Below are 10,790 nucleotides of genomic sequence, written 5' to 3'. Positions count from 1 at the left end.
GCGAGACGGGTTGGACCATGAATGAACTCAACAGTTCACTGCTCATCCATAGCTAACGGTGACAGCGCCTTTTGTTTGCCCGTCGTCCGCGATGCGATGCTTTGCGGCAACTACGTATTGACGCGTTGCACCATGTTGTGTTCAGGCGAAGATTGCCGTTCGTTACCGAAAAGATTGCTGTTTGTTATTCATTAATGACTAACAACATGATAGGCTTTGCGCTTTACCCTTGACGCATTGTCAAGTCACCTGGAGCGCGAACGTGTCCGATACTGCTGTTGCCACTTCCCCCGCAGCGCCGGTGACGCGCTTTGCCTCGACCGGCCCCGAGCATTGCATCGAACGCCGCCCCGACGGCGTCTTTGCCGATCCGGCCGTGCTCGGCACCACGGTGCTGGCCGCTGTCGACAGCGTGCTGCGTTCCGGCCGCTACTTCATCGGCCTGAACTACCCGGTCCTGTTGAAGGCGCTGTTCGACACCGGCCCGGCCCTGCCACTCGGCGCCGACGGATTGCCGCTGGTGCGCCTGGCCGACGACATCGTCCCTTTCAATCTGCAGCGCCGTCCCCTGTACCGCGCGGTGCGCATCGCCGGTGCCGAAGCCGAGTACGTTTTCGAGCAGGTCCACCTGGCCGGGACCGACGGCCAGCCGGAAGTCCCGGTGCGCCTGGACCTCGATGAATTCGTGGCCGACATGTGGCTCAAGGGAATCCGCTTCGGCATCGACATCGCCGCCGTACGCGGCGCCATCGCCAGCGGCAACGCCGGCCGCATCGTGGTCGCGCGGCGCCTGGAGCCGGTCCCGGGCGAGGATGCCAGCGTGATCGAGGTCTCAGAGGACATCCACCGCAGCAACGCGCCGCGCCAGCTGGCCAACGGCAAGCTCGACCTGATGAGCTTCCAGAACCGCTTCCCGCAAGTGAAAGCCGGCGCCCGCCTGCTGCAGAAGCTGCCGCCCAGGGTGGGCACGGCGGGCTTCGAGATCTCGGGCATGCGCATCGAGCCGGCGGCTCCGCGCGACCTCGATTTCGCCGCGTATGCCGGCGCCGGCGCCGCGATCGACAGGACCCGCGACGGCGAGTACCTGGTCGCCACCCGCACCGGTTTCCTGAACGTGGACGGCAAGACGCGCCAGGTTTCAATCGGCGACAAGATCGTCAGCCATGACGGCGTCAGTGCCCGGACCACCGGCAACCTGCAGCTCACCGGCGACTACGAGGAATTCGGCGAAGTCCAGGAAAAGCGCGTCATCGAAGGCACCAGCATCACCGTGCATGGCGACGTGTATGGCGAACTCGTGTCGCGCGGCGGCACCGTGCGCCTGCGCGCCAACCTGGTCGGCGGCCGCGCCCATAACAAGGCCGGCGACATCGTGGTCGACGGCGTCGCCTCGTCGGCGCTGATCGCGACGCTGGCCGGCACCGTCACCTTGCAGCGCGCCGAGAACTGCGTGATCTCGGCCACCCGGGTGCGCATCGAGCATGCGGTCAATTGCGAGATCATCGCCGACGAACTGAATATCGGCCGCGCCGAAGGCTGCGCGCTGGCCGCCCGCAACATCCGCATCGACGCCACCACGCCCTGGCGCGACAGCGAGATGCTTGTCTATGCGATGGTTGCCGACTGCGGCCGTATCGACGAGGTGCTGGGCCAGGTGCGCGCGCGCCTGGCGCAGATCGCCGCCGTCGTGAACCACCACAAGACGGAACTGGCGCAGCTGTGCGCCCGCGCCGAGGTGCGCAAGTACCTGGAAATCGCGGGTAAGGTGCGCAGCGGCGAGATGGTCCTGAGTCCGGCGCAGAATGCGCAGTTCCGCCAGATGGGGCAGGTGGTGGCGCCGGATTTGCAGAAGATCGGCGAAGTCTCGAACGCGCGCAAGGCCGCCGAGGCCGAGCAGACCGAAGGCCAGGCGCTCCTGGCCCGATTCGAAGCCCAGCGCGCCGAACGCGCCGGCTTTACCCGCGTGCACATCGGCCACCTGGCCGGCGACACGCAGGTACGCACGCTGTCCTACGATCCGGACGGCGCCTGCTTCTATCACCTGGCGCCGCGCGACATCAAGGCACACCTGCGCGGGGCCGAGGGTACGCGGCTGTACGTGGGGGCGACCGGCGGCTATCAGTGGAACAACGGCGAGGCTGTCGCGGCGAGTTAATGTCCCAAGGAAATGTTGACTGCTCTCAACAAGAGGGACGTCGGCAAGACTTAGCATGGTGGCTGTTCGACAGGGGACCATCATGCACAAGGACATCACGCTTCAACGCCCATTGGGCCAGGACTTCCTCAGCTTCACCCTCGGCGGCCTCGAATACGGGCTCGATTTCGGCAAGGTGCAGGAACTGCGCGTGCTGAAGTCGCTCGAACGCTTTGCCGAAGGTGGGGAGATTGTAAAAGGCGTCGCCGTCTCGCGCGGCGTCATCATGCCGATCGTCGACATGCGCGCGGCCTTCTGCGGCCATCCGGTGGCAACCACGCCGACGACCGACGTCATCATCCTGAAACTGTCGACCTGCGTGATGGGGATGGTGGTCGACGGCGTGACCGACGTCGTGCATTTGCGGGCGGAGCAGATCTCGCCGATACCGGGCGCTGACGGCAGCGCGATCGATTACCTGATCGGGCTGGGGGTGGCGAACGGGAGGCGCCTGATACTCGTGGATATCGACAGGCTGATGTCGATCAATTACGGGGCGACGGGGGCAAGGCAGGTGGCGTGAGGTGCAGGTTGCCGCTGATGAAACGGCAAGACTGGTGGGTACGAGTACCCACCCTACGTCAGACCGGATCTTGTAGGGTACGAGTACCCACCCTACGTCAGACCGGATCTTGTAGGGTGGGTACTCGTACCCACCGGTGCGGCGCTTGACCGGTCGACGCCCAACCGAAGATCACATCAAGCAGCCAACCCCTCCAACTGCTCCTGCAACTCCAGCCACTCGTTCTCCAGCGTCCCCAGGTCACGCACACAGAACGCCTGGTCCGCCACCAGGTTCTTCAGCTCATCCTTCTTGTCCGCTTCGTAGATCGCCGGCTCCAGCAGGCGCGCGTCGATGTCGGCCTTCTTCGCATTCAGCTTGGCCATCTGCTCCTCGACGCGCTTGATGCGGCTCTCGATCGGCTTCTTCAGGGCCGCCACGCGCTGGCGCTCCTCGGCGTCGAGGCGTTTCTGCTCCTTGCGGTCGGCTGCCGGCACCGGCGCCGCAGCGGCGGCCACCGGAGCGGCAGGCTTGCTTTCCTTGGCCATCGGCAGGCCCACCGTGCCTTTACCCAGCTTGGTCTGGAACAGCCAGTCCTTGTAGTCGTCGAGGTCGCCGTCGAAGGGCTGCAGCTTGCCCTCGGCGACGATGATGAACTGGTCGGTGGTGGCGCGCAGCAAGTGGCGATCGTGGGACACCACCACCAGCGTGCCCTCGAACTGGGCCAGCGCCAGCGTCAGCGCCTCGCGCGTTTCCAGGTCCAGGTGGTTCGTCGGTTCATCGAGCAGCAGCAGGTTCGGACGCTGCCACACGATCAGGGCCAGCGCCAGGCGCGCCTTTTCGCCGCCCGAGAAGGGCTTGATCGGGCTGGTGACCATGGTGCCCGGGAAGTTGAAGCCGCCCAGGAAGTTGCGCAGCTCCTGCTCGCGTACGGTCGGCGCGATCTTCGCCAGGTGCCACAGCGGCGACTCGTCGTGGCGCAGCATCTCCACCTGGTGCTGGGCGAAGTAGCCGATCGACAGGCCCTTGCCGACGGTGGCGGTGCCGTTCACGGGCGCCAGTTCGCCGGCGATCGTCTTGATCAGCGTCGATTTGCCGGCGCCGTTCACGCCCAAGAGGCCAATGCGCTGGCCGATCTGCAGCGAGAAGTTCACGCGCTTGACGATGGTCTTGCTGTCGACCTTGTCGCCGTGGGCGTCGAGGATCGGGTAGCCGGCGTCGACGTCTTCCATCACCAGCAGCGGATTCGGCGCGGCAAGCGGCTCGCGGAACTCGAACGAGAACTCGGCGGCCGCACGCAGCGGCGCCAGTTCTTCCATCTTCGCCAGCGCCTTCATGCGGCTTTGCGCCTGCCGTGCCTTGGTGGCCTGGGCCTTGAAGCGGTTGATGAAGGATTCCAGGTGGGCGCGGGTGCGCTGCTGCTTTTCCAGGGCGCTGGCGGCCAGCACCATGGCGGCGGCGCGCTGGCGCTCGAACGAGGAGTAGTTGCCCGAGTAGCGCTTGAGCTTCAACTCGTCGATGTGAACCACCACGTTGACGATCTCGTCGAGGAAGTCGCGGTCGTGGGAAATGATGATCAGGGTGCCCGGATAGCGCTTCAGCCAGTCTTCCAGCCAGATGATCGCGTCCAGGTCCAGGTGGTTGGTTGGTTCGTCGAGCAGCAGCAGGTCCGATGGGCACATCAGCGCCTGCGCCAGGTTCAGGCGCATGCGCCAGCCGCCCGAGAAACTCGCCACCGGCTGCTGCATCTGGTCGAGCGAGAAGCCCAGGCCCAGCAGCAGCTGTTCGCCGCGCGACTGCACGGTGTAGGCATCGGCATCCATCAGCGCGCTGTGAACGTTGCCCATCGCGATGCCGTTTTCCTCGGTATGCGGCGCCGCTTCCAGTGCGTCGAGTTCGGCCTGCAGGCGGCGCAGATTGACGTCGCCGTCGATGGCGTATTCAAGGGCGGGGCGGTCGAGCGCCGGCGTCTCCTGCGCCACGTAGGCCATGCGCCACTTGGCGGGGAAGTCGATCTCGCCCTGATCGGGGTGCAGCTCGTTGCGCAGCATGGCGAACAGGCTGGATTTGCCGGCGCCGTTGGCGCCGATCAGGCCGATCTTGTCGCCGGGGTTCAGGGTCAGGTCGGCGCCTTCCAGCAGCGGCTTGGTGCCGCGCATCAGGCTGACGTTCAGGAAGCGGATCATGTTTTTTTGACTTGAATGTATTGCGGGAGGTGCGACCGCTAGCGATCGACGCGTAGGCGGGAGACCCGCCCACGCTACGTCAGGCGTTTTGCAGCTGCTCGGCGGTGAGCAGGAACACGGCGTCGTCGCCGGCGCTGGTGGTCAGCCAGGTCAGGCCGAGGTGGCCGAAGGCGGCTTCCGCGTACTCGGCTTCGTTGCCGATCTCGACCACCAGGATGCCTTCCGGCGTCAGGCGTTCGGCGGCGCCGGCCACGATCTTGCGCACCAGGTCCATGCCGTCTTCGCCGCCGTGCAGGGCGATCTGCGGCTCGCGCAGGTATTCCGGCGGCAGCTTGGCCATCGACGAGGCGTTGACGTACGGCGGATTCGTGACGATCAGGTCGTACTTCTTGAACGGCACGTTCTCGTACAGGTCCGACTCGATCGGGTTCACGCGGCCTTCGAGCTTGTAGTCGCGGATGTTACGCTCGGCCACGGCCAGCGCGTCCTTCGAGATGTCGACCGCATCGACCACGGCGTTCTGGTAGACGTCGGCCATCATGATCGCCAGGCAGCCGGAACCGGTGCACAGTTCGAGCACGTTCTCGACCTCGAACGGGTTGGTCACCCACGGGCTGAAGAAGTTCGGGATCAGTTCGGCGATGAAGGAACGCGGCACCAGCACGCGCTCGTCGACGTAGAAGGCATAGGTGCCGAGCCAGGCTTCATTCGTGATGTAGGCGGCCGGCACGCGCTCGCCCGTGCGGCGCTCGATCACCTGCAGCACCTGCAGCACTTCTTCCGGCAGCAGCTTCGCATCCAGGAAAGGATCGAGGCGGTCGAGCGGCAGCTTCAGCGTATGCAGGATCAGGTAGGCGGCTTCGTCGAAGGCTTCGGCGCTGCCGTGGCCGAAGAACAGCTTGGCCGCATTGAAGCGGGTGACGGCGTAGCGCAGCAGGTCGCGCGGGGTGCTGAAAGGCGTGGTGGTCATGGTGTGTTCTCGCAGTGGGCGGCTCAATGATTAGACAGCAGCCAGCAGGTGTTCCAGCGTACGGCGGTAGACGTTCTTCAAGGGATCGATAAAGCGCAGTTCGACGTGTTCGTCGATCTTGTGGATGCTGGCGTTGGGTGGGCCGAATTCTATCACCTGGGGGCAGATGCGGGCGATGAAGCGGCCGTCGGAAGTACCGCCGGTGGTCGACAGTTCGGTGCTGACGCCGGTTTCGTCACCGATCGCCTTGCACACCGCGTCAGACAGCGTGCCTTTCGGCGTCAGGAAGGGCTGGCCCGACAGTGTCCAGTCCAGCTGGTAGTCGAGGCCGTGGCGGTCGAGGATCGCATGTACGCGCGCTTCCAGGCCTTCGGCCGTCGAGGCGGTCGAGAAGCGGAAGTTGAAATCGATCGTCATGGCGCCCGGGATCACGTTGGTGGCGCCGGTGCCCGAGTGGATGTTCGAGATCTGCCAGGTGGTCGGCGCGTAGTACTCGTTGCCTTCATCCCAGACCTCGGCCGCCAGTTCCGCCAGCGCCGGCGCGGCCTGGTGGATCGGGTTGCGTGCCAGGTGCGGGTAGGCGATGTGGCCCTGGATGCCCTTGATCACCAGGTGGCCCGAGAGCGAACCGCGGCGGCCGTTCTTGATCATGTCGCCGAGGATGTGGCTGGAGGTCGGCTCGCCGACGATGCAGTAGTCCAGGGTCTCGCCGCGTTCTTCCAGCAGGTCGCAGACGACCACGGTGCCGTCGACGGCCGGACCTTCCTCGTCGCTGGTGATCAAGAAGGCGATCGAACCCAGGTGATCCGGGTTGGCGGCGATGAACTCTTCGCAGGCGATGACCATGGCGGCAATCGAGGTCTTCATGTCGGCGGCGCCGCGGCCATACAGTTTGCCGTCACGGACGGTCGGCACGAAGGGGGCGGACTGCCATTGGTCGACCGGGCCGGTCGGCACCACGTCGGTGTGGCCGGCGAAGACGAAGACAGGGGATTCGGTGCCCTTGCGCGCCCACAGGTTGGTGACGCCGTTCGAGACGATGGTCTCGCAGACGAAGCCCAGCGGCGCCAGCAGTTCGGCCAGGCGCTGCTGGCAACCCTTGTCGTTTGGCGTGATCGAATCGAGTGCGATCAGTTCCTGGGCCAGGTCGAGGGTGCGCGAGGGCTTGGCGATCATGCGGCCTCCGCGAAGATGCGGGTGTACTGGTCCGCAGAGAAGCCGACCGACAGCGGGCCGGCGCCTTCCAGCACCGGGCGCTTGATGACGGACGGGTTTTCCAGCATCAGTTCGAGGGCGGCCGCCTTGTCGGTGATGGCGGCCTTGCGCTCGTCGGAGAGGTTACGCCAGGTCATGCCCTTGCGGTTCACGAGGACTTCCCAGTCCAGCTGTTCGAGCCACCGCGCCGCGAGTTCGCGCGGCAGACCTTGTTTCTTGAAGTCGTGGAAGCTGAAGTCGTGATTGTTGTCTGCGAGCCAGGTACGGGCTTTCTTGACGGTGTCGCAGTTGGGGATACCGTAGAGGGTAATATTCATAGAGTGTATGGCGGAAAAACAAGCCTGCGATGTTGCAGCGGTTCGAAAAGTCGCGAGGATAGCACACCGCCGACGGTAGTTCTAAACAACTAATCCAACAAATTTGTTTGGCTTGCCCTGAAAACAATAATTTTTTACTAGAGTTAAATGTTCGTCTAGTCATGCTGAGACAACGAAACAATTAGCATGGATGTCCTTCAAAGGACTGTCGGTTGGAGATATATTTTATGAGGTCAAAACTCGATCTTCCTAGTTATGAGGTGTTGAACTGCTCTCGACAAAAAGGTGTCAGCAATTTTCATGGCAATAATTCGAGAGATTTCTTGTCAAACGTATGAGGTAAGATTCCGTTTTTATCCTACGTTCGGACAGAGACGCTCGTTCAAGACTATGAATTACCAGATCCTAATCAATGAAACATTCCTTAATTTGACAAGCGATGTGAATCTTAAGCCGATTGAAAAAAAGCACGTGTTAAGTATGGCCAATGGGTTCGAGGATGGGCAGTGGCAATTTGCTGACTTACACAGATTCGTGTGGGATAACGTAGCTGAAACGGCCTTATCCGTGAAGGAAAGGAATTGTCTAGTAGGTAAGGCGCAAAGCCAATTAATCGCAGCCGCTCAGAACTTAAGGCTCACGGACAAGAGTGACGATATTGGCAAGGGTAGCGAGCTCGCTGAAATTATTCTTTATGGAATAATGAAGCATCACTATGAAGCATTACCAGTAGTGCCTAAAATATTTTATAAGCAAAACGCACAGGATAATGCTAAAGGAGCGGATAGTGTGCATATTGTTCTCTCTAATGATGATTTTTCACTGTGGTTTGGGGAGGCAAAATTTTATAATAGTATCGAGAACGCACGACTAGGGACTATTATTGAATCAATTGGAAATGCACTCAATACCGAGAAGTTGAAGAAAGAAAATAGCATTATCACTAATTTGCAAGATATTGAACATTTGGTCAGTGATGATTTGGTTCGCAAGAAAATTCTAGATGCGTTGGAGGTAAGAAAATCAATTGACGAGATCGTTAGTCGAATTCACGTTCCAATTTTGCTGATTCATGAGTGTGAAATTACCGCTAAGGCCACCAAGCTATCTGATGAATATTTAAAAAGTGTGCGTGATTTTCATATGGATCGAGCCCAGCATTACTTTGAGGCGCAAATAAAGAAGTTGGGCAGCCTTCATAAATATCCTGAAATAACCTTCCATTTAATACTGTTTCCTGTGCCCAATAAGAAAAAAATCGTGGACAAGTTTGTGGCCAATGTTGAGCATTATAAGGATCAGTAAATGAACGACGAACTATTTCACGCTTGCAGTGTAATAAACACTTTCCTGGTGACTGGCCATGAAGCTGAGGCGCGCAATGAATTAATTAGAACTTTGGACCAATGCAAACGAAATGGTATAGAGTTTCCGCCATTGTTGAATCACCTAATCCGTCAAACTGGTCTTTATCCGTATTTACAACTTTCAAGTGCAAATTGGGAGGAGAGATATGTGTATGAGGCTTTCAAGGTAGATGTAGGTGAGTCAAACCCTGTTACCTTGCATCGCGAACAATCTGCTTTGTTATCGTCGCTTATCAACGGGGAAAGTCTGGCTGTTAGCGCCCCAACGAGTTTTGGTAAAAGTTTTGTAATTGATTCCTTTATTGCAATTACGAAGCCTAAAAATGTAGTAATTATCGTTCCTACGATCGCTCTCACTGACGAAACGCGACGTAGACTTCAGCGTAAATTTGGGCGCGATTACAAAATAATCACAACTGCTGACGTTGAGCTTAGCGAACGGAATATTCTTATTTTTCCTCAAGAGCGTGCAATTGGTTACGCTGCGCGTTTACCAAAGGTTGATATTCTTATTATTGATGAGTTCTACAAGGCAAGTAAGAAATTTGACAAGGACAGATCGCCGTCACTACTGAGAGCAATACTTAGCTTAAGTGAACGCGCTAAGCAGCGCTACTTTCTTGCGCCAAACATTTCTGCTCTTAATGAAAGTCCCTTCACGCGTGGAATGCGGTTTGAGAAGTTTGATTTCAATACTGTTTTTTTAGAAAAAAAAGAATATTTTCACCAGATTGGCTCCGATGAGGTCAAAAAGAGCAAGTATCTTCTTCGAATTATTGGAGCAAATGATCATAAGACGCTAATCTATGCTGGGAACTATTCAAATATAAAGAAAGTCGGAACTCTTCTTGCAGATAGCTTAGAGCCGGCGCGTAGTAAGCTGTTGTCATCTTTTGAATCGTGGCTTGCTAAGAATTATGATAAGAATTGGCAGTTGACTACGTTGGTGAAGCGAGCTGTCGGGATTCATAATGGCCAACTGCATCGCTCACTCAGCCAGATTCAAGTCCGGCTTTTTGAAGAGTCAGATGGGCTTATGAGTATGATTTCAACTTCTTCGATTGTAGAGGGTGTAAATACTTGTGCTGAAAATGTTGTCATTTGGAAGAATAAAAATGGCCGGTCAAACTTAAATGACTTTACATACAAGAATATAATCGGGCGTGGCGGTAGAATGTTTAAGCATTTTATCGGGAAAATCTATATACTCGAAAACCCGCCTATGGATGAGCAAGCAGAGTTGGATTTGCAAGTTCCTGATGAGTTATTAGGCGGATTCGATGAGGAAAAATATCGTGACGACCTTACGGCGGAGCAGATTGGTAAGATAATCGAGTATCGGCGTGAGATGGAAGCACTACTTGGGAATGCAGAGTATGCTGCATTGCAGGATGACGGCGCTTTTCAGTCGAGTGATGGGTCTCTTCTAAAGAAAATTGCAATTGACGTAAAAAACGATTATCGGTGGAATGGGTTGGGTTATCTTAATTCTCCGAATCCAGATGATTGGGATCGGCTCTTATATAAGGTTATCGCTCTAGTTCCCGGTGGGTGGGATATTGAACACAAAAAATTCGTGGCTTTTGTAAAAATCTTGTCCAATAACTGGAAGTCGTCTATTCCACAGCTGTTGGCAATGCTCGATGGAATTGATATTGGTATAGAAGACTTTTTCAAACTTGAGAGGGCGGTTGTTTTTAAATTGTCGGCGTTACTTTCCGATATTAATCTTATTCAAAAGACGGTGCTAAAGGAGCGTCGATATGATATTTCGTCATTTGTGGCTAAGACATCTTTTGCGTTTCTTCCTCCTGTTGTATATCAACTAGAAGAATACGGTCTTCCAAGAATGATTAGTCGTCAGATTCAATGCGCTGGACTAATCGATTTCGAAGATCAAGAGTTGTCTCTGCACATTGCTATCGAAAGACTGAACAATATCGGATTAGAGATAATAATGGAAGAAGTGTCGGCACTAGACTCTTTTGATCGATATTTACTTACCTATTTCTTTGATGGCATCAAAGTCGATCGGTAGC

8 protein-coding genes are annotated in these 10,790 nt (G+C 57.4%); 4 read left to right on the top strand and 4 right to left on the bottom strand.

Annotated features, from left to right (window positions below):
• The first annotated feature begins 262 nt into the window (after positions 1-262).
• Both QPK31_RS09050 and QPK31_RS09045 read left to right on the top strand, forming a co-directional pair.
• Positions 263-2,155: a flagellar assembly protein A gene (locus QPK31_RS09050; RefSeq protein WP_290422605.1), complete on the top strand. Its 1,893-nt coding sequence runs from the start codon at positions 263-265 to the stop codon at positions 2,153-2,155.
• 82 nt (positions 2,156-2,237) lie between these two features.
• On the top strand, positions 2,238-2,717 hold the full coding sequence (locus QPK31_RS09045) for a chemotaxis protein CheW (RefSeq protein ID WP_290422604.1): 480 nt from the start codon (positions 2,238-2,240) through the stop codon (positions 2,715-2,717).
• Between the two features lie 176 nt (positions 2,718-2,893).
• Here QPK31_RS09045 and QPK31_RS09040 read toward each other — a convergent pair whose 3' ends face one another.
• The 4 genes from QPK31_RS09040 to QPK31_RS09025 all read right to left on the bottom strand — a co-directional run bounded on the left by QPK31_RS09040 (position 2,894) and on the right by QPK31_RS09025 (position 7,384).
• Complete coding sequence (locus tag QPK31_RS09040) at positions 2,894-4,882, bottom strand: ATP-binding cassette domain-containing protein (protein ID WP_290422603.1); 1,989 nt, start codon at positions 4,880-4,882, stop codon at positions 2,894-2,896.
• Between the two features lie 79 nt (positions 4,883-4,961).
• Positions 4,962-5,852, bottom strand: a complete 891-nt coding sequence (prmB, locus tag QPK31_RS09035) for a 50S ribosomal protein L3 N(5)-glutamine methyltransferase (protein ID WP_290422602.1) — start codon at positions 5,850-5,852, stop codon at positions 4,962-4,964.
• Between the two features lie 30 nt (positions 5,853-5,882).
• On the bottom strand, positions 5,883-7,028 hold the full coding sequence (gene dapE / locus QPK31_RS09030; RefSeq protein ID WP_290422601.1) for a succinyl-diaminopimelate desuccinylase: 1,146 nt from the start codon (positions 7,026-7,028) through the stop codon (positions 5,883-5,885).
• Positions 7,025-7,384: an ArsC family reductase gene (locus QPK31_RS09025; RefSeq protein WP_290422600.1), complete on the bottom strand. Its 360-nt coding sequence runs from the start codon at positions 7,382-7,384 to the stop codon at positions 7,025-7,027. Before QPK31_RS09025 ends, dapE begins: the two co-directional genes overlap by 4 nt.
• 390 nt (positions 7,385-7,774) lie before the next feature.
• Between QPK31_RS09025 and QPK31_RS09020 the strand changes: the two genes are divergently transcribed.
• Both QPK31_RS09020 and QPK31_RS09015 read left to right on the top strand, forming a co-directional pair.
• Entirely contained in the window at positions 7,775-8,689 is a 915-nt protein-coding gene (locus tag QPK31_RS09020; RefSeq protein WP_290422599.1) for a DUF1837 domain-containing protein, read from the top strand.
• A complete protein-coding gene (locus QPK31_RS09015; protein WP_290422598.1) occupies positions 8,690-10,789 on the top strand; it encodes a DEAD/DEAH box helicase in 2,100 nt (699 codons plus the stop codon).
• Position 10,790 lies beyond the last annotated feature (1 nt).

The organism is Massilia sp. YIM B02769 (assembly GCF_030411995.1).
Classification (GTDB): domain Bacteria; phylum Pseudomonadota; class Gammaproteobacteria; order Burkholderiales; family Burkholderiaceae_D; genus Telluria.
Note: the sequence above shows the minus strand (reverse complement) of the source record. Positions and strands in the feature narration are given on the sequence as shown.

Excerpts from the sequence above, each read along its gene's own strand:
- QPK31_RS09025 (WP_290422600.1), bottom strand. The coding sequence starts at position 7,384 with ATGAATATTACCCTCTACGGTATCCCCAACTGCGACACCGTCAAGAAA.
- dapE (WP_290422601.1), bottom strand. The coding sequence starts at position 7,028 with ATGATCGCCAAGCCCTCGCGCACCCTCGACCTGGCCCAGGAACTGATC.
- QPK31_RS09015 (WP_290422598.1), top strand. The coding sequence starts at position 8,690 with ATGAACGACGAACTATTTCACGCTTGCAGTGTAATAAACACTTTCCTG.
- QPK31_RS09040 (WP_290422603.1), bottom strand. The coding sequence starts at position 4,882 with ATGATCCGCTTCCTGAACGTCAGCCTGATGCGCGGCACCAAGCCGCTG.
- prmB (WP_290422602.1), bottom strand. The coding sequence starts at position 5,852 with ATGACCACCACGCCTTTCAGCACCCCGCGCGACCTGCTGCGCTACGCC.
- QPK31_RS09020 (WP_290422599.1), top strand. The coding sequence starts at position 7,775 with ATGAATTACCAGATCCTAATCAATGAAACATTCCTTAATTTGACAAGC.
- QPK31_RS09045 (WP_290422604.1), top strand. The coding sequence starts at position 2,238 with ATGCACAAGGACATCACGCTTCAACGCCCATTGGGCCAGGACTTCCTC.